This window comes from Robertmurraya siralis (assembly GCF_005502275.1).
Taxonomy (GTDB): domain Bacteria; phylum Bacillota; class Bacilli; order Bacillales; family Cytobacillaceae; genus Robertmurraya; species Robertmurraya siralis.
The window spans coordinates 191,858-216,590 of the sequence record NZ_SWLZ01000002.1; the positions used below are offsets into that span (position 1 = coordinate 191,858).

The following is a 24,733-nucleotide window of genomic DNA, read 5'->3' on the forward strand; positions in this document are numbered from 1 at the left end:
TAAATTCAGATATAACATTATTATACTGAGTTAGGATCACGTTCGCAACCTAAAAACTATCGGCAAAGTTTTATACTGAGATAGAATTAATTACAAGCAGGAGGAGGATTTATACAAATTCCCCCCTCAATCATTAACTTGCCTTTAATGATTGTTTTTCGCCGCTGCGTTGCTGATGATGAAGTGAAAGCCAATACAGCATGGCCACAAAAATGGAACCTCCTACTAAATTCCCTAAAAATACAGGGGTAAAATTAGAAATATAATCAAGCCAATTTAAATAACCGGCAAAAATAGCCGCTGGGATGACAAACATATTGGCAACAACGTGTTGAAAACCAATAGCAACAAAAGTCATCGTCGGAAACCAAATTCCTAAAATTTTTCCTGATGGCGTATTTGAACCGTAACAAAGCCAGACGGCTAATGCTACAAGCCAGTTACAGCCAATCCCTGAGACAAATGCTTGAATAAATGAACCATCCAGTTTATGTTCGGCAATATGAATCATTTTTTCTAAATAAACACCTGACTCAGTAAGACCAACTATATGCCCAAAAAAGTAAGCAACAAATAGCGCACCGATAAAGTTGCTTAACGTAATAATGGCTAAGTTTCTTATTAAAGCCACTGTTTTTATCTTTTTCGCATATCTGGCTAGAGGGACAGCCATCATATTGCCTGTTAATAATTCGCCACCAGCCATTAACGTTAAAATAAGGCCAATTGGGAATAACGACGCTCCAATAATAGTGGACAATCCTTCTAATTCACCACTGAGAGGAGCTGTGACACGTATGTAAAGCAAATAGCCAAGAGCAATAAAAGCTCCAGCCTGAAACCCCAATATCAGCGATTTCAAAAAGGGGTAATTTGCCTTTTTCACACCGTGGTTAATCGTAATATCAATAATTTCTTCAGGTTTATAAGAAGCCATAGGATCAACATTCCTTCCGCTTTTATAGTTTTATGTGAAATAACACACATACTCAATTTTATACCATTTTGTGCTATTTTCCTGTGAACATTTTGAGTATGTTTTTCACGAGCGGAGGGAATATGAGCTTTTACTGTGCCGCTTTTAGCCCTTCTATATCGGGTTCAGTTCCGAACCATTCCTTATAAATTTCTGCATACTTTCCATTGTCTAATATAGTATTGACAGCTTTGTCAAAATCCTCTTTTAGTTCACTGCCTTTAGGGAAAAGGATTCCATAGAACTCAGAGGCAAAGTTTTGTTCATCACTTACTACTTTAAGCTTTTGCTCGGGGTTATTTTTAACATATGTTTCGACAACAGTATTATCAGCGATGACAGCGTCTGCTCCATCATTCAACAGCTCCTGGATCGCTAAATTATTGTCCTCAAATTTTTTAATGCTGTCGTTGTTTACGCCAAGCAGTGCTTCTGCCGACTCCTGCCCTGTTGTACCATTTTGAACCGCGACGGTTTTGCCTATTAAATCGTCAGCGCTTTGAATATCGCTGCCTTCTTTTACTAAAATCATATTAGTAGATAAATAATAAGGAACAGAGAAATCATATGTTTCCTTTCTATCATCATTAATCGTGATGGCAGCAACCGCTAAATCCGCGACTTTATCTTTCGCTTCGAGAAGCATGGATTCCCATCCGACATGCTTAATATCTAATTCATAGCCGGCTTCTTCAGCAACAGCTTCAATAAAATCTATATCAAAACCGACGATTTTATCCCCTTCCATGTACTCCATCGGTGCATATGCAGCGTTTGTAACAAGTTTGAGGGTCTTATCTTCATCTCCTCCACCTGTTGTGCTATTCGTTCCACATCCAGAAAGGACAATTGTAATCGCTAAAATCATTAAAAAGCTAAGCTTTGTTAGTTTTTTCATGCTTCTAATCTCCTTTAGTCTTACACTCTCGTAAGTTCATTCTATTTAACATGTTTTAATTATACTAATATATGATTATTTATGCAATATAATTTTATAAAATATTATTTTTATAGCATATCATTGTATAATGATGAATAAAAACGAAATAACAAAGAATGCTTTTAAGTGATAGAAGGAAATTCATAAGTCACTCATGTTAGAAGGAACATTCCATGACGAAATGATTTAATCGGAGGACGGTGTTTAACCGTAATATTAAGATTCTGAGACCCGTCATAAAATCTCAATAAATTTATGGAGTAAAGTGGCAACTTCCTTCAAGCATCCCATTATGAATGTTCTTTCGAAAAGTCATGAATGATTATGAATATTGGTAAATAGAAGCTTAAAATATCTAGATTTCATAATGGTAAATTTCCATCTTCTATTTTTGAAAATCATATGTGCTCTACTCTATGTCATCACAAAAGCAGCGTTAATTTAAAACCTTAATTAGTTCAATCTCATCTCTGATTGGAATACCATCATTGCCAAGCAATGGGATCTCAGGTTTGATTCTTCTAGCCTTTTCTACAGCATTATTTAATATTTTGGATAGAGTAAAACCTCGTTTTTGATAAAACTTTAATGCTAATAAATTATCATTTGTAGTGATCACTTTTATAAGTTGACAATTTTCCTTAACAGCGAGATTTTCTACTTCCTGAACTAAAGATGTACCTACTCCCTTACCTTCTTCAATACTATCTAATGAGATTATTTCGCACTCTTTACCTTTAATGATGTAAGTTATCAGTCCAATGATATTATCTTCATCATTTACAATGGTGAAACCATCCAATTTACTGCAATCATAAACACCGCTGGAAATGACCATTTCTTGACTACCCCAATGGCGCTTAAAAAAATCCACTATCCTACTCTTCGGTATATCTTTTGTTGCATACCTTTTCATTTAATGCCACCTCTAAACTTTTTTGATTTAATTTCCATCTTCTTATCAGGTTAAAAAAGTTGACAAAAAAATTTGTTTATGCTATAATTTACTTTTAATTTTATATGTTATACAATAAGGTTCTCCTGGCCAGGGGTACCTTATTTTTTATATATGGGAGAGAAATGGTATGAAAAAAAATGAATCCAGTTTAACTTCCTTAATATCTGCTTTTGGACGTGCGTATCACAGTAAATATGATTCTCCTAAAATTTTTGATGATTATATTGCATGCCAGTTCATTTCCAATGAAGAGTTTTCTGCGATCAGTAACAATATGATTAATGGTGTACAGTTTTTCAACGGTGATATTAAGCAAAGATTCAAAGATGATCCCGAAGAAATTTTAAAGTGGATTACACAGGTTCAGCTTTCTCCAACACCTTTAGCACGCTCAGCCTATTGTGAACAAATATTAAGTAATGAAATTAAGTTAGGTGTCCAACAATATGTCATACTTGGAGCTGGATTAGATTCTTTCTCCTTCAGGTATCCAGAACTAAAAGACTTGTTGCAAATTTTTGAAGTTGATCATCCAGCAACACAAAAATTTAAAAAGGAAAGATTAAAAGAAGCTAAACTTAACGTCCCGAGCAATCTCAATTTTGTGCCAATGGACTTTACAACTAAGTTTTCTCATCAGGATTTAGGAAAGAGGGGATTTCAAAATAAAAAAACGTTCTTTAGCTTATTAGGCGTTTCATATTATTTAACGAAAGAACAAAATACGGCATTGATCAATCATTTATTTGAAAATGCCCCTCCAGGCAGTTCTATTGTGTTTGACTATGCAGATGAACAACTCTTTAAAGAAAAAGGTATGTCCAATAGAGTTGAAAATATGGTAAAAATGGCCGCAGCAAGTGGAGAACCTATGAAATCAAGTTTCACTTATAATGAAATAGAAAATATACTTGAAAAATCTGGTTTATTAATTTATGAACATTTATCACCAACTAAAATAGACAAGCTATTCTTTAATAACAGAACGGATTATTTAACTGCATTTGAGACAATACATTATATCCACGCTGTTAAGAAATAATTGTGCATGTAAGAAAGCCTCTCCAGCCTTTAAATGCTTGAGGGGCTTTCTACTGCTTTTGCTTATTCTTTTGCAAACAACTTTTCTGAAAATGGGGATATTCAAAACCCAATCTTTCTCATGTTACTTATTATTTGATTTTTGGTTCCCAGAAAGGAGCTAAAAATCAACCGCACATCCCATTAGTCCGATATGAAAAAGAATTCCTACCTTTAACATAAAAAATTACTTTCTAGTAAGCTTTCTTAACTCCCCCAAGAAAACTCACAACAATACTGCTAATCCCAATAACAGTACCTAGAACACCAATGATAATAATCCAAATACTTGGAATCAAAAACCCTACTAAAATAAGACCTAAAAAGGTCAACACTACAAAGCCTTGATAAATGGCAAAAATAATATTTAAGACAAAATGATTAAAAAACGACAATATTAATGGAGGAAATAATAGCACAACCAGTGTTCCAAGAGATAACCATAAGTTAAGCGGATCAGCAAATGAAACTGTATTGGGACCTGTTGGATTTTTAGCAGCTAATAATAAAGCTATAATAGCTAACACCATTATCATTAACGCCATAGAAAAACGCTTTGTCATAATGAATACTCCTTTTTAAATTTACTTTTTATAACAGTAACAACACCATTAACCTTATACGCATTACTGTCTTAAAAGGTTTCGATATAAATATTATGCATGGATTTACCCAAGTTGAAATGATACTTAGTTTAATGGACAAATGGAAAGTGAAACCATTTAAATATGCGTTTGCAGACGTTCAGCGCAAGTGCTGTAGCAGCTGTTACATTCTAAACGACTTTCAAAAGCTTGAGAGACATTCCTCCATTGTACAGCTCGGAGGTATTAAGTCTCATTAAATACCTATCCTATTCTGCTTATTCTCAAGTATGAGCCTTTCCACCCGATATTTCTCAACAGTTGCCCAGTCAATTTCATATCCAATACCAGGGGTAGTCGGAACTTGTATTACTCCTTGTTCCATTTTCACTTCAGGAACAACAATATCTTTTTCCCAATAACGATTTGAAGGAGAAGTGTCTCCAGGTAAAATAAACTGATCCAATGCTGTAACGGCGATATTATGTGCTCTCCCAATCCCAGCCTCAAGCATCCCCCCACACCAAATGGGAATGTTATGAACTTTGCAGTAATCATTAATTTTCTTAGCTTCCGTTAGTCCGCCAACCCGCCCTACTTTAACGTTGATGATCTGGCATGCACCTAGCTCAATGGCCAGCTTGGCATCATCAAGTGAATAAATACTTTCATCTAAACAAATGGGTGTTTGAAGTTCCTTTTGCAGTTTTGCATGTTCAACGATGTCATCCTGTCCAAGAGGTTGTTCAATCATTAATAAGTTAAAATCATCAAACCTTTGTAAATGGGCAATATCATTTAATGTATAAGCTGAATTGGCGTCCGCCATGAGCGGAAGATTAGGAAATGCTCTCCTTACTTCTTTCAACACTTCCAAATCGTACCCAGGCTTAACCTTCAGCTTCACCCGCTTATAGCCTTCCAGAGCATACTGCTCAATTTTTCGCAACAGCTCTTCTATCGTTGATTGGATACCAATACTGATTCCAACATCAATAGTTGTTTTTCCACCTCCCAGACATGTAGCAAGAGGGAGCTTTTTTCGTTTTGCATACAAATCCCATACTGCCCCTTCTAAAGCGGCTTTTGCCATATTGTTCCGTTTTATTGGAGAAAATCGAACTGAAACATCATCAGGATGGTTAATTGGGGCATGAAAAAGCAGCGGAATTAAGAAATCCTTCATTATATGCTCAACTGTTGTAACTGTTTCCTCTGTGTACCACGGGCTTATGAAAGCAACCGATTCACCAAAACCACGAAAACCAGCTTCATCGACCATCTCTATTATAAAAAATTCCTTATCTTTCATCGTACCGAAACTTGTCGCAAACGGAGCCTTTAACTGCATCTGAAGTCTGTGTAAAACGACTTGTTTTATAAGCATAACTCTATACTACTCCTTTATTTATAGTGTCTCATTCCATTATATTACAATAAAATGACCTTACAGTGGTGGAAATGAAAGAACTTCATGAAAAAAACCGATCATATAATCTGGTAAAAGAATTATCTCTAAACCGGATACAAGTGTAATTTTTTCCGCTTTTTTTAGTTAACTTTTATGAACCTTTCGGCTGTTCCCCTTCATACATTATTGTTATGGAGGTGGACCATTGAAAAAAATACTGTTGTTCCCTATTTTTCTTTGCTTTTTGGTGATGAGTGCCTGTTCTTCAGAGGATCCGATCAAGGAGGAATTGGAATCCTATTTAAATGATGATCTCGCCAATATTATTGGATTGGAAACAGAAGCGGTCTCAGCATACGACAGCGTCACTGGTGTCAACTATACATCTGATCAATTATTGTACGATGTACTTTTAATGGATGTTATCCCGACCTACCAGGAATTTATGAATAAGCTGGAAGCCATCCGTCTTGAGTCAGAAGAGCTGCGCGCGATACATGAAGGCTATATTGAAGGCGTCAACACTCAATATAATGCTTTTACACGTATCGTCACAGCATTAGAATATCAAGACCGTGCCATGATCGAGGAAGCCAATGCAATGCTCGATGAGGCGCGAAAGCTTCTTCGCGACTTCAATTACAATATTGAAAAATTAACGAAAGAACACGGTGTAGAAATGAAGAAAAGCTTCGAGTCCGAAACGACTGGATTATAAGGAAAGAGGTCAGTCCTCTCATAAAGCGGACTGACCTCTTCAGATTAGAATATAATATGAGCAGCAATCACAATAATCGGTAACGTAATGATTGTTCGTAGTAAGAAAATAAAAATCAAATCTTTTATGTTCAGCGGAAGCTTGGAACCAAGCAATAAACCACCTAGCTCAGACATGTAGATTAACTGAGTAACTGAAACCCCTGCAATAACGAATCGCGTCAGTTCACTTTCAATCCCGCTTCCAATTACTGCCGGAAGAAACATGTCAGCAAAACCTATAACCATCGTTTGCGCCGCAGCTTCAGCTTCAGGAATCTGCAATAATGTCAGAATCGGCTCAAATGGCTTCCCAAGAATCGTGAAAAATGGAGTAAATTCTGCAATTACTAAAGCGACTGTACCTATGGTCATGACGATTGGCAGAACACCTAACCACATATCGAGAACATTTTGAAACCCTTCTTTCAAAGTTCCAACTGCACCATTATTTTTTCTTGCTTTCGATACTGCCTCTGATAATCCCCATTTTAACGGGGACTGACCTTGTGGGATCGGGCTTTCTCTTTTTAACTCCACACCTTCATAGCCAGTATCCGCTTTTTTTGATAGTGGTGGGATGCGTGGCATGATTAACGCTGCGACAAAGCCTGCTAAAACGATCGTAATGTAGTAAGGAGCAAAATAATGCTGCAAATTCATATAGGAAAGAATGGCAATGGAAAAGGTGATCGATACAACCGAAAAAGTAGTCGCCACAACTGCCGCTTCTCTTTTTGTATAATATCCTTCCTCATACTGTTTTGTTGTTAATATAACACCAACTGTACCATCACCAACCCATGATGCTAGACAATCTAAAGATGAGCGGCCTGGTAAAGTAAAAACGGGTCTCATCACTTTCATTAACAACGCGCCAAAAAACTCGAGCAAACCAAAATTCAATAGCAGTGGCAATAAAAAGCCTGCTAATAAGAAAACCGAAAACAAAATCGGAACTAAATCATAAAGGAGAAGCCCTCCTGTATTTTCAGAATAAACCCATTCCGGTCCCACTTGAAATAACGTTATTATTGCAATTACCATCCCAACTAAGCGGGCAATTAACCAAAATTTGTTAACCGCCAATAAACGATGCAGAAATGGACTATTCTCGATATAGCGCGGCTTTAAGAAAACGGCAATCAAGGAACCAAAAACGGAAAGTGAAATTAAGATGACTGCCAGAGCTGGAATTAACGGAGATAAAAATTCCGTTAATTGATTCGCAATCAATGCTACTGGAATAGTAACTTCCCCTTCCGATTTCACAGGAATCATAAATAAAAAAATTCCAATTAAGGACGGAATTAGAAACTTAAGAAAATCTATTGTTGAATAAGACAATGCTCTAGAACTCGGATCATTACTCATCGCACGCACCTCTTGTTATTGTATTTTATCGTTGACTAATAAAAAATATTCCACGATATAAAAAATAGCCCTATTTCCAGACTACTCCTATAAAATTACTTTCTTAAAATACTATTTGTTTAATTCCTTAAACATCATAAATGATCAATCTTCTTTTTTCAAGCAAATTCCGAATAAATAATATAATAAATTCATATTTATACATAAAGAATAAATTGGATGTTAAAACTAAACTTCGCAGCGGTACATAACCTGTTATCTCCCATAATAAGCCCAAAAATACGAATCCGGAAGCACCGTCCCTGCGAGGAGCAATCAAATAAGCGAACAATTATGCTGAAAAATCCTCTGATTCCATGAAGCGACTTGTGCTCTCTCTATCCCTTCATGGTATCAGAGAAAAAAATGAGCCAAAATCATCACCGACCTGTAGCAAAAGTCTGCGATAAAAGAAATCTAAAGTTTGAGATCAAATGCATTTTAGGTTTGACTGTCATAAATACACTCAATTAAAAAAAGTGAGGCACAACAAAAGTAAAAGGCGCCACTTCAAGAATGGCGCCTTTCCACTAATCTTCATCCTTCACATCCAAATCCTCTGGGATTGGTTCATTAAGGATTTCCTCCATTAATTCCCTATATCTTTCTACTTGCTTTAAATGTGTTTGAAATTGATCTCGATTCACTAAATACTGCTCACCATCATGGATAGCACGGATTCTCTTAGTCAAAATAAGCTCCGTAATAACTGAATCTGGCATTGTCAAATATTCGGCCGTCTCTTTCACTGTTAAATACATATTTAACTCTCCATTTCTCACATCTCTATAGTATTATATTCCTTTTTTTATAATTAACAAATACAAATAAGAGATTACAGCAATGGCTTTAATTGATTTTTGTTTAGTTATTTAAAACGGCTAAAGCATGCTTTCTAAAGGCATCGATCGCTTTATTGATATTTACGGACAACCCTTGCTCATCCAATGTTTCTCCAATTAATACAATTGCTTTTTCTAGCATTTCAACCGTTGTATTTCCCATATGTCCGATTCGGAACGCTTTTCCAGCTAAATGTGACAAAGCTCCAGCAACGATTAAGCCTTTTTCCGCAAGGGCAGAGCGGAAACTTGCATCATCAATTCCATCTGGATATAACATGCAGCTTAATGTAGCTGCTGCAACCTGCTCATCTGCCAGCGCTTTCATTCCATACACTGAAAGTCCTGCCCTAACAGCTGTTCCATATGCTGCATGGCGCTTGTAACGTTGTTCCATTCCTTCTTCCAGAACTAATCTCATTCCTTCTTCAAATGCATAGACAAGATTAACGGGTGGAGTAGCAAAGTATTTCGACGGATCATTCATAATCGGAATCCAATTGTAAATATCACAATAATAGGCGGACACTCGCTCCATTTTTTCACGAACTGCAAGTGCTGATTGATTAAACGCTACAATGGCGAGACCTGGAGGCACAGCAATTGCTTTTTGCGACCCTGTTAAAACCACATCGATTTTCGCCTCTTCATTGCCATAGCCTTTACTCATATCCTCTTCCATTGCTGCCGTCGCACATACGCCATCAAGAATGACAAGTGCGCCATTCCTTTTAATAATCGGTACTAATTGCTCAAGGTTGGCTGCAACACCAGTTGATGTATCTGCATGTGTAATCGTAACTGCTTTAAACTGATCTGTAGAGAGTTTCTTCTCTACTTCTACTGGATCTACTTGTTTCCCCCATTCCGACTGAAGGACATCAACTTCAATACCAAAAGCTTTTCCCAATTTAATGAAACGGTCGCCAAAGTAGCCATGACTGATTACTAACAGCTTCTCTCCAGCTGCAACTGTATTAACTAAAGCCATTTCCATCGCTATCGTACCTGAGCCAGAAATAACAAAAACTTCTCCATCTGTTTTTAACATTGTTCTTGTTTTTTCGATCGCACTCTTATAGAGTGCAACAAATCTTGGGTCAGTATGGCTTCTCGTTTCACTAGCTAAAGCTTCATAAATAGATTCGACCACAGGTGTTGGCCCTGGGATTAATAACATCTCATCATTCCGCATGTTCCTCGTCCTCCCTAAGCATTCTTTTGTCTATCTATCACTCTCCATTATACAACTTAAACCGCTTTCATTTACACGGAAAGCGTTAATCTTTAGAAGATTTTCAAAAAAAATGACCTCTTCAAAGAGTCATAAAAAATATGATAATAGAGAAGTGGTGGATAGGCTACTCCCCTTTTAATTTTTTTGCATTCTCCTTTGAGGTTCTCACCTCAACGGTAAGGGAGCCACCGTTGACAAATGCCTTTATCAAAAACGGGACATCATGAGAGTTCTGAAAACGGAAATCTAATCCTCCATAGGATACTGTCGCATCTCTCCCGGTTGGAACATAACCGATATTAATAGAGTGGTGATGCCATTCAATATACTCTACTCCAATTTGGTCAACCGCATTAAATAAAGTTGAAGATGTTTGGCAAACTCCACCGCCAATCCCTTCAACAAGCTCTTTGTTGACGATTTCCATCGCTTTTTGGTAGCCGCTTGCTTCATCCCTTGGCCCGACAATTTCATTATAGGAAAAAATATCTCCAACTCCGAAGATGACATTATTAATTGCAGCAGCAGACAGCTCAATATTTTTTGCCCTTCCGATGACACTGCTGTCAAAGTAAGTCGTATAGGATGCAATCACGACTTCATCCAACTGTGGTACATCTTCAGGAGAGTACCGGCTTTCTGTTACCTTTAACGGCAATTCTACTTGACCACCTCTATTCATCGCTTCAAGAACTCTATTAACCAGTTCCTCTTCTTCAAGGATGATCATCGGCTTCCCTTTTTTTATCTGTCCATTTTCTTCTATTTTATCTAAAACCATCCGCTGATCATAGCCTTCAGTTTTTTCTGTCCCCCTTGCTAATTCCCTAGCCCAATTCTTAAGCTCTTCTTTAAAACTATCATCATTCTCATCCACTTCTTTCGGGTCAATGGTACGAATAATCTCCCTTGTCGACGGATCGACAATATCAATAACAAACTGCACTTCTTTCTCTATGATTCTATTATTTATTTCTTCTGCAGCTGCGACCCTATGTGTTTTTATGTTTTTTACTTCTGTCTCTGGCTCTTTTGAGCAACCCCCTAGTACAAGCAAAATCACAATACTAATTAATAAATGTTTCCAACGAAATTTCCCCATATTTCCTCCCCATTCTCTTTATTCTCTATACACTCCTGTAAGGAAGGTATTGCCATTTACCATTGTATGCAGGGGGATACCCACATATGCTGGGGAGACAAACCATTTTCCCCTATAAATAAGATGAAAAATGTGGTTATTGAAAAAGCAACTCTTTGAATTAGAAAGCATATCGGAAGAGATTCCTCATAAGCAGCGGTTCGGGAGGCAAACCCTCGAACGCGATGAAACATACTATATTGGCGTCGGAAAGATCATATTCTGAAAAAAATAAACAAAAAATACAATTTCGCTCGATTGAGGGTCTTGTAAGATGTATTGCGGATTTCTCTGTGAATGACCATGAAGAACAATAAGGAGGGGTTAGACGTAGATACATAACAGCATAATTTTCTAAGCTACAAATAAAAGAGCAGCCAATTAGCCGCTCTTTCACTTTATCCGACAGTGTCCGCTTCCTGAAATTTAAAAGTTTTCGAAAAACAACCGAATTACATCGGCTCCGCCAATAAAAGTACCCAGTGAACTGCCAAGGTTTGCGAAGACGATGACGAGTAAGACGCGCGTAACTTTATTAGACCAAAAGCCTTTTACTGAAAATACATCTTCTGTCAGTGTTTCAAAATCACTCACATTTGGTTTGCTAAAAAAAGCTTGGACAAATCCGGCGAACCAACCGGCTGCTAGAAGCGGATTTAATGATGTAATTGGGGCAGCAATAAACGCTGTTACTATCGCGAGTGGATGTCCTAATGCCATTGCTGCCCCAATCGCTGATAAACAACCATGCCAAAGCACCCAGCTAAGCGTTTGCTGCAAACCGGCATCAGGATTGGCTAAAAATGTATAAGCTATAATCGCCAATATCACAATTGGAATCGACCAACCAATTATTTTCGGAGCCTTCGATTTTGGAGGAAGCTTTGATAATTGTTTTAAATCATGATCCTTGTTGATTTCCTCTTTAATGCCTGGAACATGGGCTGCCCCTAGGACAGCAACAATTTTTTTGCCTGGTGCCTCCTTAATTTTTTGTGAGAGATACTGGTCTCGCTCATCAATTAACGGCACTTTTAGACGTGGAAAAGACTCAGTAAATTCATTCAAAACCGTATTAATCATGTCTTTGCTTTTCATTTTCTCAAGTTCTTCTTCAGAAATGGTGTCTTTGCTGAAAATACTTGCCACTACCTGTGTTAACAGCTGGGCCTTTCCCCACAGTCCCACTTGATGCCATATTCTTGAAAAGGTCGTCTGAATATTTCGGTCCGCAAGTACTAATGTAGCACCTGTTTCTTTGGCAGATTCAATTCCTTGAATCATCTCTTGTCCAGGTTGAATTCCTAACTGATTTGCCATTCTTTTTTGAAAAGAAGAGATAGCAAGATTGATAAGCAATAATGAAGCTTTTTTCTGCTTAATGACACTGAATATATCCATGTCTTTCCAACTGTTACCCTCCATGATCGATTGGTATCTTTGTTCATCAAGCTCAACACAGACAGAATCAGGCTTCTCTGCTTCGATCACTTCTTTTACTTGCTCTGCACTTTGCTTGGATACATGGGCCGTGCCAATTAAAATGTATTCTTTTTCATCTAAAAAAATTCTTGTTACATTTTCTTGTTCCAATGATAAATTACCTTCCTTTATGTACAGATAATACCTATTATTATACACTATTCACTGTTGAAGCGATAAAAATAACCCAGCGAATTTGGAGATATTCGTTCCAGTCACTCTGCTAAGAGAATTTAGTAGCTAGTTTTTCAGGGCTAGAAAAAAGAATTCATAAAACACATAATCATGTACGAATCCAGGTTGGAATACCGTCATCCTCATCAAATTCAATGATGACATCTGTCACTCCTTTCATTCCATGAATTTTCGCTTCAATTCGATCCTTAATTTTCCCAGCTTGACCAACTGTGAGATTTGGATCAATCTCCAGCTTCATTTCAATATGGAAATCTTCCCCCTCCTTAACGGCATATAAAGTTTGAATATCTTTGATTTCCGGTTGCATTAATATAAATTTGGCGATGATTTCTTCAAGATCATCATCGGCTTCACCGAGAATTCCTTTTGCATTATCTAAAAAAACTCTCCCTACAACAAAGAACATCATACCCCCAATTAGAATGGAGGCAACGCCTTCTGCTGCATGGATCTCGGCAAAATAGGCCAACAGGATCCCGATAATTGCGATAATTCCTCCAAGTGTGGCAACGAAATCCTCCATAAAAACAAGTTTTGTAGCTGGCTTCGCCCGTTTTAAATGCCGAAAACTCGTCGGGATGATGGCTAATTTTTTTGCCTTAACATTCGATTCATGAAGCACCTCTTTCATCGCCTTAAAAAGAACATATGCCTCCAACAGCACTGCTACTCCGAGCACTAAAATATTCACGACAATTCCTTTTGATTCTGTCGGATGAAGAATATGATAATACCCTTCTTTTATCGTTTCATAGCTCATAATTCCAACAATAATGACCGCTCCAAGTAAAACCAAATTGACAAGGCGTCCAAAACCATTCGGGAAGCGATCCGTTGGCAATTTTTTACTTAATGCACTGCCGATATAAACAAAAAATTGGTTCGCTGCATCTCCCAACGAGTGCATCGTCTCTGCAAACATCGCCACATTTCCCGTAAAAAAATAGGCGCTTCCTTTTACAGCAGCAATAATCGCATTCACGACTGTCGCAATTAATGATGATTTATTTCCTTGCTTCAATAGACTGTTTCGTGGCTTCATCTGTTTCCTCCGTTTGGAATTGGCCTTATAAGTCAATCTAAGCTTTTTGCTCATTATAGCTCTCTGTTAATAGATTTTACTAAATACAGCTTATTTATTTTTTGTTTCAACAAATCGTGAAACTCCTCTCTTCGTTCTCATATAATGTACTATCTTTACTAGGGAGGTTGCCTATTATGATCCATACTGTAAAAGCAGGGGAAACATTATATCAAATTTCAAGAGACTATCGCACCCCTTTATCCGCCATCATTCAAGCAAATCCTCACTTAATTCCCGATCGGATTTATCCTGGCCAAACAATTGTCATACCTGGATTTCCCAACATTGACACGATACCTTATACGATCGATATATCGACTACTAATCGAATATTGACCTTGTTACACAACGGCGTTCAACAAAAACAATATCCGATAGCTGTTGGAAGAATGCTTCATGCAACACCAATCGGCAATTTTATCATTATCAATAAAGCACCAAATCCGGGAGGACCGTTTGGAACAATGTGGATGAGTTTATCAAAAGAACATTATGGCATCCACGGAACGAACGATCCAAGTTCGATCGGCAAGGCTGTATCTAGAGGATGCATTCGCATGCATAATCATGATGTTGAAGAACTGGCCCGCATTGTACCTATTGGAACACCCGTTTTAATACATCCTTGAAAATTAACCGAATAAGCTTTTCTCTGTAGTCAAGACTAAGGAAAGACAGGTGAATCGATTTTATATTGTACAATCGCCTAATTAAAAAACGAACAATATTACGTTTATTCATCTTTTATACGGCATTTTATGATTTTAAATTCTGAAAAAGCTAAATGATGTTCGTTTTTTAACTTGAAGTGCGCCATTATAAATGGATTCAGCAATTAAAAAGGAGAAAAACAGAATGATTTCATACGAGGATATTGTAAAAGCACATAATAAAATGAAAGGCATTGTCCATCTAACCCCATTGGATTACTCTAAAACTTTTAGCAATTACGCACATAATGATATTTATTTAAAATTGGAAAACTTGCAGAAAACCGGCTCCTTTAAGGTACGAGGCTCCTATAATAAAATGATCTCTTTATCTAAAGAGGAAACACAAAAAGGAGTTGTAGCCGCCTCAGCAGGAAACCATGCTCAAGGAGTAGCTTATGCAAGTACGATGCTCAATATTCCCTGTACGATTGTGATGCCAATAAATGCTCCATTGAGCAAAGTGCAGGCAACAAAAGAGTATGGAGCGAAAATTGAATTACAAGGTAAATCCTTTGATGATGCTCTCGCCTATGCACTGGAGCTAAGAGAGAACACAGGCGCAACTCTAGTCCACGCCTTCGATGATGATCAGGTTATGATTGGACAAGGTACTGTTGGTCTTGAGTTAGTCGAGCAACTACCCGATGTAGAAGCCATTGTTTGCCCGATTGGAGGAGGGGGCCTCATTGCGGGAATTGCTGCGGCTGTAAAAGAAAAGCATCCTCACATCAAAATTTATGGAGTAGAGGCAGGAGCTTGTCCAAGCATGGCGATGTCGCTCGTTGAAGGTCGACCGATTACCGTTGAAGCTGATCCAACAATGGCTGATGGAATTGCTGTCAAAAAACCCGGAATGGCCCCGTTTGAGCTAGTTCAAAAATATGTGGATGAGATATTTACTGTTAATGAATTGGAGATTGCCCGAACAATGCTCATGCTATTGGAAAGAAATAAGCTTCTTGTTGAAGGCTCCGGTGCTGTCGCCTTAGCCGCCATGCTCTATCAGAAAATTCCCGTCAAAAACAAAAAAGTCGTCTGCCTTGTAAGTGGTGGCAATGTAGATGTCAGTTTTATATCAAGGATTATTGAAAGAGGAATGGTCGAAGCCGGTAGATTTATGCGTTTCAGTGCCATTTTGAAGGATCAGCCTGGGAATCTTGAAAAAATATTGGGGATCGTTACTGCACGTGGAGGCAATGTTCTCGATGTTTCATTAAGTCATATTGGCAACAAAATTTATCCAAGCTATGCCCAGCTCTCCCTGTCAGTCGAAACCAAGGATCAAAAGCATATAGAAGAAATTACTCAAGCATTAAAAAATAAGGGATACGACCCAGAGCTGGGGTAATGGTTCAAAGTCGTATTAGTCATATTGCTCTATGCCTGCTTCCATCAAAAGGAAAATAGTAGTCTGTCTTGTATATGTTGGCAAGGATAAAGCTCATCTATAAGAGATGAGCTAAGGGCAGACCGCAATGCTTACTCTCTTCGTTACTTTGTCTTGTAATTAGATGCATTTAGTTTAATCTGCACTCTGAGTTTCTTTATAAAGAAATTGATTTATCATTCGTTTTCGTTATATTTAACAACCGGTGATTTTTCCTTTTGCAACGCATCCATTAAATCAGGACCAACATTCAAATGCTCTTCTACTAGCTTTTTAGGAGTTAAGGCCATCCATTGATTCAATGAAACATCTTCAAAACGATTGCTCTTAAATATTTCCAAAAACCACAGGCTTTCAGTACCTATATTCTGAATGTAATGACCCATAGCAAAAGGTACGTAACCAACGTCCCCTGCTTGATAATTAAAGGTGCGGGCCTCCCCGCTTGCGGCAAAGACGGTCATTCGACCTGTCCCCGTTAAATAATACTGCCACTCATCATTGTTCGGATGCCAATGAAGCTCACGCATACCTCCCGGTTTAATTTCAACCAAGGCTGCCGCAATATTCACCGATGCAGGAAAATTTCTGGCATCAACAATACGGACTGAACCACCGGATGTTATTATTGGAGCTTGTTGATGCAAATGGTAGGTAAGATTTTGCGGAATCGCTCCATATGGACTTGATACCTTATCTGATTCAATTGACCCAGGCACCTCAGCCTGAAACATATATCTTTGTTTAGTGGGGATATGTTCAAATGCCCGTTCTGGAACACCAAAATTTGCGGAAAGTACATCCCTTGGTGTATGCGCAAACCAATCCGTAATCGTAAATGTACTCAACTCGGAAAAGTTTCCATCATCGAAAACCAGTAAAAATTCACAACCATCATCTAACCCTTGAATTGAGTGGGGAATTCCTGCCGGAAAATACCACAAATCACCTGCACTTACATCAGCAATAAAGTTTCTTCCGTTCTGATCCACTGCTGTAACTCGCGCCCTGCCTAAAATCATATAAGCCCATTCCGCTTGCTTATGCCAATGCATTTCCCGAACCCCCCCCCGGAGTAAGACGCATATTCACCCCTGCGAGTGTTGTTGAAATTGGCAGTTCTCTTGCTGTAACCTCCCGCGACCAGCCACCATGATATAACTGCATATGGGTATCAGAAAAAGAAAATTTCAAATTCGGAATCGTTCCGGCATCTGTTTTAGGCGGTACAAACATATCAGGATTTTGAAGATCTCTCAACACATTTCTTGGTCCAAGATCGGTTGCGCCCGCTCCATCCTCTCTTATCGGCTGGGGAATATTCTCATAAGGATTCCTACTTGCCTTTTTTATTTTCGAGCACCTCTCTTTCAGGAAAAAATTATTCAAATTAATTTATGTTGCGAGGTTCCATTTAATGCTAAAATCGCTTAAACAAAGAAATAGCACATGGAGCCCATGTACTATCTACTTAAGTTTATAAAAGCTTACTACGATCACCCGAAAATTTCACTTTATTTTATCGTGCTTCAGTTTAGACTATCCCATATTTGCCGCTTTCATTACTTCCGATACGGAATATTCAATAATTCTGGAACTGTTGCAAACTCCAAGCCCTGTTCCTTTATTGCTGGAATAATTTGACGAAGAGCTCTCACCGTATTCGTCCGATCCTCATCCCAAGCAGCTCCATCATGCATGAGAATAATCGCTCCTGGATGAAGATTGCTAAGAATATGATAAGCAATTTGATTTGGCGGGGACTCATGCCAATCCAATGAATCAATCGACCAGGCAACAACTGTGTAATCCATATCCCTAAGCTGTTCTACTAACTCATTATATAAAAAACCATACGGGGCACGAAATAATTTTGTCCGATAAGCAATTAAATTGGCCAAGCTGCTCTCTGTTCGTGCAACTTCTCTTTCTAAAATACGAACATCTTCCTCTTCTACAAGATTCGGATGCCAATATGTATGATTTCCAATAATATGACCTTCTTCCAAAATTCGTTTCACAAGATCAGGATATGCTTCTGCCCTTGATCCTAACAGAAAAAAAGTGGCTTTTATTCCATTTTCCCTTAATATATCTAATATTTGCGGAGTAAAGCGTGGGTCAGGGCCATCATCAAAGGTTAAAGCCACCATTTTTGATGTTTGTGGTCCACTTAAAACAACCGTTTCTGGATATCTCTCCTGCAATAAATAATTGGAAACGGGATATCGTACACGCTCTTTATTTTCTGAGCCTCCTTCGAGTTGAGGTAATCCTTGCGGCTGTTGTCCTTGAATTAAATCTCCTTTAGCGAATAAAGAAAACATCAATACGAAACAGAATGATATCCATGTGAGCGTTGTTTTTCCCATATACTCCCGTTCCTTTCTCAATATAAAAATTTACAAAAAAAGTCATTTGCAATTAGTATCTTTATTGGAATATTACTTTATTCTTTTTTCTCAAAGTTGTCTTAAAACAATCTTATTGAATATGTGATCTTAACTTTGACTTGATGAACCGAGAAGGAAGATCTGCTTTCTCCAAGCGTTTCATCAAGTCAGGGCAAGCCTTCAGCCAGGCCAAAAAAAAGGTTTGCTTGTTAGCAAAACCTTTTTAACGAATATGTTAATATGTATTGGTTGCAGTAATTAATTTTCTACTAAGAGCAGACGACCGATTATTAGGCTAAAAAATTCATAATGATCATCAATCAATTACATAAACAGTTAGTTCTTTTTATGAGAAAACAGCAACTTATATTTTTTTTCATCAGCAGTATCACAATCCATTCTGATCATATGTCCGATGAATATACTGGTTTCCCCGTCTACCAATCCATTTAAAGAAACTCTAGAAATTGTGACCCCTTGAACACTAATATTTTTAACAAATCCAACTATATCATCTTGGTTTTCAGTTTCATCTATACAAATTGTGACAACTAAATTATTCTTTTGGGCAAAAATAAGAGTCTCTTCAAATAAATCTTTGGTTTTATTGTTTTTAACAAATGCTTGATGTTGTTGTTTCTGTAGATTATAAAGTAATTCCAGGTTTTTTTCATATTCCCCGTTAATATCTACCCTGAAAACATCTTCTATTCTCCTTACAATATAACCATCGTAGTTTCCGTCAGGTGCAACATGCTTCATAATAAAATGTTCAGATGTTATGAAGTCAATATAACCTACGGAACATTTTTCGGGCTCAATATAACTAGAATAGACAGAAACCATTACTCCTTCATTAAGTGAACGTTTTAATGCTGAAATGATAACATTCTCCTCCATGTTTATTCTCCTTTATTATTGTTTATTTTTTCTTGTTACTAGGTGAAAGAAGCGATCAAGAGCTTGCATTTATAATTAAACTGAGTATCCTTCTTTAAGTTCCGTCGTCATACATATAGCTTTGACCGTTTACTAAAAAAACGTTAGGAATCACCTAACGTTCAGATAATACTTTTATGCAAATCTCAATTCCTCTTTTCAAGTCAGCATGTGACCAGCTTGGAATCTTACCGTGCTGTATTGCAAGTTCATGGGATGCTGGAATATGGATAAATCCTGAAGGCATCTGTATTTGACGGGTCTTAGCATAATGTAGTCCCTGATACATCACATGGTTGCAAAGATAAGTTCCAGCAGTGTTTGAAATTTCAGCTGGAAGCTCCTCCTCTTTTAAACGATTGACCATTTGCCTAATGGGCAGTGTTGACAAATACGCATCCTGTCCATCACTTTCAATCACTTCATCTTCCAATACATTTCCACTGTTATCTGATTCACCATCGTTTATATTTATTGCAATCCGCTCCGGTGTAAGCTTATATCGACCACCGGCTAACCCCAATGAAATAAGGGAGTCTGGTTGTATCTTATCAACATGCTCAAGCAGGAGTTTTCCCGCTTTACGAAAGTCAACAGGAAGTACTTCACTTTGAATCTGATAATCGCCAACGATTTTTCCATGCAACTCCTCAACAATGCGCATTGTCGGGTTTATCGTAAAATTTAAAAATGGTTCAAAGCCAGTTAATAATAGTTTTCGCATCTCTCATAGCCTCTTTTCTAATAATCTCGATTAACAATATAATTCATGAAATGCTTTAAGAAAGAAAGATCACGCGGCATCTTCTCCAATGCTTCCATCGCGAGACAATAATGCTCCCACATCGCTTTTCTCGCCTCCGTCACTCCTAACACAGAAACAAAAGTTGCATTGTTATTTGCTGCATCAATTCCAATTCGTTTCCCAAGCAAACTCAGTTCCCCTTCCACATCAAGAAGATCATCTTTTATTTGGAAAGCAATCCCAGCATGTGAAGCAAATTTTTTGAGGGCCTCAACTTCCTCATCGCCTGCCTGAGCAAGAATAGCAGGCATGACAAGTGAAGCTTCAAACGCTAGCCCTGTTTTATGAAGAGATAAAATATGTAACTGTTCTAAAGATAGCGTCTTTCCCTTCGATTCTAAATCCATTGCCTGGCCATTACACATACTGGCAGTCATTTCAGAGGCATAACGAATCAATTTTAAAACTGTTTTCGCATCAAACTGGGTAAGTGAGGCTTGCTCTGTAATCGCCTTTTGCGTTAAAAAGAGTCCCGTTAATTCCGCAATAGCAACATTATATACTTCATGAAGTGTAGCCCTGCCTCTTCGTAAGGGGGCGTTGTCTTGAGCTGGCAAATCGTCAAAGATTAAAGAAGCTGTGTGCATATACTCTAATGATTTTAACAGGGGCATAACTGCTGCTTCCTCTAGGTTATACTCCTTCACCGCCATAAACCAGGCCATAATCGGTCTAAGCCTTTTACCATCTCCTGCTAAACTATAATTTACCGCTTCATGTATTGGTTCTTCAGTGATAGAATAATCGGGAATGACCAAAGCGTCTTTTAGACGAGTTCGCATTTCTTCCATAGCATTTTGAAATTCATTCTGCTCCTGCCGTTCAGTTCTTAAAGCCGCAATCATCTGATCGCGTAGCAATTTGTCAAAAAAATCAACCTCATCTGCTCTTGCAGCCATTTTTTGAATAAAGCGATTAAATTTCTGATGGGGAGAAGAAAAAAGGTTCATCACCTCTTCATATTTAGACGGACCAACTCGTTCTTTGAATCTCTTTAAACTATTGATTGCCCGATCAAGAATCACTTCACGCGTTTTCGCATCGGAATGATACACATCGTGAATTAAATAGGAAATGACCGTCCAATATAATTCGAACGGGTTAACTAAGTCCGGGCGCTCTTGATGATATTTCATATAATAGGTGTACGGAGTAACAGCTCCTGCCTTCCAATCATCGAACAGATCGGAAAAATCATCAGCAAGCTGATTGTAAATCCCATAATAAAAAGTACGTTGACCAAAGCCTTCGTCCAAGCTTGCACCAAGGACCGTGCGAACGATTAATCTCGACGAAGAAGATTTTAAAATAATCGGGATAAACAAATCCTCATTCGTATAATTGCGATTATTCAAATCCTTATTCCGATCGATTTCCTGTGACTGAAAAAAAACATATGATTGCTCAAAAAACTCATCGATCGTTGTTGAGCGCTGCTGCTTCTTAATCGCTTCAAAGGCCTCACGAAGCTCAGCATGAATATACTTCATTAAAGGCTCGGTTTCCTGCGTCCATTTGCCAAGTGCAGGCACCGTTCCGGTCGTTAAAGTAGTTCGGATCAATTGAGAATATTGCTTTTTCTCACTCGGTGACAGGACATCCGAATCGAGAAGATCATCAATAAACGGATAGGTTAACCCGTATGCGTAACCCATTTTAAGCGCTTGAGTCAATCGCTCCACCCTGAGCTCACCTATTACCTGCTCATTCTCAATCTCTTCTATTTCGTGCAATAGGACCCCGCCAATAATTTTCAATAATTTGCGTTGGGCATGTTCTGCATCCATTCCTTCAGGTAACTGCTTTGATACACGCTTAAGTTTATCGATTAGCCATATAACCGTTGTCTCTACTTTTTCTCTTTGTGCCCATCTATACAAGCCCTTCATGCTAAAAGGCTCTTCCTTCATTTTCCGCTCTTGCGTTAAATATTCTTTTAAAGATTCTACTATTTTCCTTACTCTTTCCTTTGTCTCCGGCGAATCAAGTGACTTCCCCAGATCGCGCATATAAATATAGGAAAGGCTCCGATCAAGATAAGAATCTAATTTCCCTGCTTCGTCCAGCCATTTAATATAGGATCGATACTCTCCAGAAACCTTCTTTTTTTGCTTTTTTGAGAAAAATGAAATAACAGAATGGTAACGAATATGGTCATGCTTCCATGCTTTGAAATCATTTATTAAAATAGAAACATAGGATTTTTGCTGAACTCGTTCGAGCAGCGACTGAAAATAAAGCGACGCTCTCTCCTCAGCTCTTTGATACGATTGTTCTACTTTCCTTTGCAACTCTTCTCTCATAAACTATGTAACCTCTACTTTTCTAAATATCCTATGTTATTTTATTGAACTACCACTTTAAAAATAACATCTTTTCCATCAGATAGTAAGTGAATCGGCTTTCTTATTGAATGTTCTCTTCGTAAAAAAAATTTAACATCCATTCGTTATTTTTTAATAATTATTCAATTGGACACAGTTTTGCTGTAAATAATTGCTCAAATTTTACATCACCCTCATTTTTTAGCAGTTTCTATTAACTGACTTTTTCCCATGAAAATGCACCCCAAACGTTAGTTTTCATTCTAACCTTTGGAGTGCGGTACACATTGGCAAGGCACCTTTCTAGTAGTTAACGTTATTATGTGCCACAAAATGTTTGGTAAGGTATATTAGACGGTTCTGGCTCTAAACAATACTCCTCATGCTCGAACGTATATTCATACGGTTTTTCCAATACCTTTAAGAGCTTATTCATTACTGTAAAATCAGCTTCTTTTTCTGCGGCATTCAACGCTTCTTCCACTCGATGATTTCGCGGAATAACTGCAGGGTTGCTCCTTTTCATTAATTGAATGGCAGATGCTTTTGATTCTTTTTGATGCTCAAGCCTTTCTTGCCACCGTTGATGCCATTTTGTAAACGATTCCTTTCGAAATAACTTTGATTCTTCAGGTTTTTCAAGAGTTAGGAAGCGAAATGTATTGGTAAAATCAGCTCGCTGTTCCTGCATCATTGTAAGTAAATCATCAATCAGCTCTTCATCAGCTTCTTCTGCGTTAAACAAACCTAATTTGGCTCGCATTCCCTCTAACCAATAATTATGGAACAAGCTCGAATAAGCGGAAATTTCATGTTGAGCAATGGCGACCGCTTCATCCTGATTTTCATGAAGGAGCGGCAATAAAGCTTCAGCAAATCTCGCAAGATTCCAGCCTCCTATGTAAGGCTGATTTCCATAAGCGTAGCGCCCTTCCCGATCAATCGAGCTAAACACCGTTGCTGGATCATACGTATCCATAAAAGCACACGGGCCATAGTCAATCGTTTCCCCACTTATCGTCATATTATCCGTATTCATAACTCCGTGAATAAAACCGACTAGCTGCCACTTCGCAATTAATTTCGCTTGACGTTTAATCGTTTCCTGAAGGAGAGAAAGATAAGGCTCATTCTCCAGAGCAATATGCGGAAAATGGCGTTGAATTGTATAATCTGCCAACATGCGTAGCTCGTCTGAACTGGCCCAAGCAGCGGCAAATTGAAAGGTTCCAACACGAATATGGCTTGAAGCAATTCGAGTTAAAATAGCACCTGACAATCTCGTTTTTCGAATAACGCTTTCTCCTGTAGCAACAACAGCAAGACTGCGGGTTGTTGGAATTCCCAATCCATGCATCGCTTCACTAATGATGTATTCTCGCAACATCGGTCCGAGTGCCGCTCTTCCATCGCCTCCACGTGAATAGGGAGTTCGACCAGAGCCTTTCAACTGAATATCAACACGTTCTCCACTAGGGATAAGTTGTTCGCCTAACAACACTGCTCTTCCATCCCCAAGCCGAGTAAAATGACCAAATTGGTGTCCGGCATAAGCTTGGGCTAACGGCTCTGCACCCTCTGGAGTCTCATTACCGGATAAAAAAATTGCACCCTCATCACTGTTTAACAGAGTTGGATCAAGTCCTAACTTTTGGGCCAATAACTCATTAAATACCACTATCTTTGGAGAGCTGACCGGAACAGGATTTACCTGTGCAAACATCAATTCATGTAGGCGAGCATAGCTATTATCAAATTTCCATCCTGCTTTCATCGCTTCTTTGCTCATGATTTCTCCTTTACATCTATGTCTTTTGTTTCAAGATTACCGAAGAATAAGGGGTTATGTCTATTTGTTTGCTTTTCTTTATAGTATGCTCATTATCTTTTTTTCAATATCTAAAAAAATCTCCCAATATCTTATTCAGGAGATTTCATTCTGCCCACTAAACACTTCATCCATACGGAATCACTTCCTTGCTTATAGAGTAATGCAGCATTTCCTACTTTCCTCGAACATTGCGTCTTATTATCTTTAAACGGAATTAATCAAGTACTTAAAAACGCACC

The 24,733-nt window shown here is 38.1% G+C and carries 20 protein-coding genes and 1 pseudogene; 4 read left to right on the forward strand and 17 right to left on the reverse strand.

The features are described from left to right. Positions 1 to 133 precede the first annotated feature (133 nt). The 3 genes from FCJ93_RS03895 to FCJ93_RS03905 form a co-directional block, all read right to left on the reverse strand. Entirely contained in the window at positions 134 to 937 is an 804-nt protein-coding gene (locus tag FCJ93_RS03895; protein ID WP_095308786.1) for a formate/nitrite transporter family protein, read from the reverse strand. Between the two features lie 130 nt (positions 938 to 1,067). Continuing rightward, the gene (locus tag FCJ93_RS03900) at positions 1,068 to 1,874 is read right to left on the reverse strand and encodes a basic amino acid ABC transporter substrate-binding protein (RefSeq protein ID WP_095308788.1); all 807 of its coding nucleotides are present in this window, start codon (positions 1,872 to 1,874) and stop codon (positions 1,068 to 1,070) included. 478 nt (positions 1,875 to 2,352) lie between these two features. Further along, complete coding sequence (locus FCJ93_RS03905; protein ID WP_095308790.1) at positions 2,353 to 2,832, reverse strand: GNAT family N-acetyltransferase; 480 nt, start codon at positions 2,830 to 2,832, stop codon at positions 2,353 to 2,355. A gap of 169 nt (positions 2,833 to 3,001) precedes the next feature. On the opposite strand from FCJ93_RS03905, the gene FCJ93_RS03910 reads away from it, so the two are divergent. Next, positions 3,002 to 3,916 carry a class I SAM-dependent methyltransferase gene (locus FCJ93_RS03910; protein ID WP_137742981.1) on the forward strand — a complete coding sequence of 305 codons (915 nt, stop codon included), beginning with the start codon at positions 3,002 to 3,004 and terminating at the stop codon, positions 3,914 to 3,916. A 232-nt stretch (positions 3,917 to 4,148) separates the two neighbouring features. Here FCJ93_RS03910 and FCJ93_RS03915 read toward each other — a convergent pair whose 3' ends face one another. After that, a complete protein-coding gene (locus FCJ93_RS03915) occupies positions 4,149 to 4,517 on the reverse strand; it encodes a hypothetical protein (RefSeq protein WP_095308794.1) in 369 nt (122 codons plus the stop codon). 277 nt (positions 4,518 to 4,794) lie between these two features. Next, positions 4,795 to 5,925, reverse strand: a complete 1,131-nt coding sequence (gene menC, locus FCJ93_RS03920) for an o-succinylbenzoate synthase (protein ID WP_137742982.1) — start codon at positions 5,923 to 5,925, stop codon at positions 4,795 to 4,797. A 229-nt stretch (positions 5,926 to 6,154) separates the two neighbouring features. On the opposite strand from menC, the gene FCJ93_RS03925 reads away from it, so the two are divergent. Beyond that, complete coding sequence (locus FCJ93_RS03925) at positions 6,155 to 6,667, forward strand: hypothetical protein (protein WP_137742983.1); 513 nt, start codon at positions 6,155 to 6,157, stop codon at positions 6,665 to 6,667. 44 nt (positions 6,668 to 6,711) lie between these two features. On the opposite strand, the gene FCJ93_RS03930 is transcribed toward FCJ93_RS03925, so the two are convergent. From FCJ93_RS03930 to FCJ93_RS03955, 6 genes are all read right to left on the reverse strand, one after another. Beyond that, the gene (locus tag FCJ93_RS03930; RefSeq protein WP_137742984.1) at positions 6,712 to 8,079 is read right to left on the reverse strand and encodes a YjiH family protein; all 1,368 of its coding nucleotides are present in this window, start codon (positions 8,077 to 8,079) and stop codon (positions 6,712 to 6,714) included. Between the two features lie 569 nt (positions 8,080 to 8,648). After that, entirely contained in the window at positions 8,649 to 8,879 is a 231-nt protein-coding gene (locus FCJ93_RS03935; protein WP_137742985.1) for an excisionase family DNA-binding protein, read from the reverse strand. 103 nt (positions 8,880 to 8,982) lie between these two features. After that, positions 8,983 to 10,155: a pyridoxal-phosphate-dependent aminotransferase family protein gene (locus FCJ93_RS03940; RefSeq protein WP_137742986.1), complete on the reverse strand. Its 1,173-nt coding sequence runs from the start codon at positions 10,153 to 10,155 to the stop codon at positions 8,983 to 8,985. Between the two features lie 166 nt (positions 10,156 to 10,321). After that, entirely contained in the window at positions 10,322 to 11,299 is a 978-nt protein-coding gene (locus tag FCJ93_RS03945) for a VanW family protein (protein WP_137742987.1), read from the reverse strand. Positions 11,300 to 11,764: 465 nt separating this feature from the next. Continuing rightward, positions 11,765 to 12,931, reverse strand: a complete 1,167-nt coding sequence (locus FCJ93_RS03950; protein ID WP_095308807.1) for a TraB/GumN family protein — start codon at positions 12,929 to 12,931, stop codon at positions 11,765 to 11,767. 172 nt (positions 12,932 to 13,103) lie between these two features. Beyond that, positions 13,104 to 14,060, reverse strand: a complete 957-nt coding sequence (locus FCJ93_RS03955; protein ID WP_137742988.1) for a cation diffusion facilitator family transporter — start codon at positions 14,058 to 14,060, stop codon at positions 13,104 to 13,106. Between the two features lie 176 nt (positions 14,061 to 14,236). Here FCJ93_RS03955 and FCJ93_RS03960 point away from each other — a divergent pair, with 176 nt between their 5' ends. Both FCJ93_RS03960 and ilvA read left to right on the forward strand, forming a co-directional pair. Continuing rightward, the gene (locus FCJ93_RS03960) at positions 14,237 to 14,731 is read left to right on the forward strand and encodes a L,D-transpeptidase family protein (RefSeq protein ID WP_095308811.1); all 495 of its coding nucleotides are present in this window, start codon (positions 14,237 to 14,239) and stop codon (positions 14,729 to 14,731) included. Between the two features lie 226 nt (positions 14,732 to 14,957). Beyond that, complete coding sequence (gene ilvA / locus FCJ93_RS03965; RefSeq protein WP_095308813.1) at positions 14,958 to 16,163, forward strand: threonine ammonia-lyase; 1,206 nt, start codon at positions 14,958 to 14,960, stop codon at positions 16,161 to 16,163. A gap of 215 nt (positions 16,164 to 16,378) precedes the next feature. On the opposite strand, the pseudogene FCJ93_RS03970 reads toward ilvA, so the two are convergent. The 6 genes and pseudogenes from FCJ93_RS03970 to FCJ93_RS03995 form a co-directional block, all read right to left on the reverse strand. Next, positions 16,379 to 17,555 (reverse strand): annotated as a pseudogene (locus tag FCJ93_RS03970) (oxalate decarboxylase family bicupin). Between the two features lie 209 nt (positions 17,556 to 17,764). After that, the gene (locus FCJ93_RS03975) at positions 17,765 to 18,574 is read right to left on the reverse strand and encodes a polysaccharide deacetylase family protein (protein WP_095308815.1); all 810 of its coding nucleotides are present in this window, start codon (positions 18,572 to 18,574) and stop codon (positions 17,765 to 17,767) included. A gap of 357 nt (positions 18,575 to 18,931) precedes the next feature. Next, positions 18,932 to 19,495 carry a hypothetical protein gene (locus FCJ93_RS03980; RefSeq protein ID WP_095308817.1) on the reverse strand — a complete coding sequence of 188 codons (564 nt, stop codon included), beginning with the start codon at positions 19,493 to 19,495 and terminating at the stop codon, positions 18,932 to 18,934. 154 nt (positions 19,496 to 19,649) lie between these two features. Next, entirely contained in the window at positions 19,650 to 20,258 is a 609-nt protein-coding gene (locus FCJ93_RS03985; protein WP_095308819.1) for a pyroglutamyl-peptidase I, read from the reverse strand. Between the two features lie 17 nt (positions 20,259 to 20,275). Beyond that, the gene (locus FCJ93_RS03990; RefSeq protein ID WP_137742989.1) at positions 20,276 to 22,642 is read right to left on the reverse strand and encodes a polyprenyl synthetase family protein; all 2,367 of its coding nucleotides are present in this window, start codon (positions 22,640 to 22,642) and stop codon (positions 20,276 to 20,278) included. 340 nt (positions 22,643 to 22,982) lie between these two features. After that, positions 22,983 to 24,452, reverse strand: a complete 1,470-nt coding sequence (locus tag FCJ93_RS03995) for a protein adenylyltransferase SelO (RefSeq protein ID WP_137742990.1) — start codon at positions 24,450 to 24,452, stop codon at positions 22,983 to 22,985. Positions 24,453 to 24,733 lie beyond the last annotated feature (281 nt).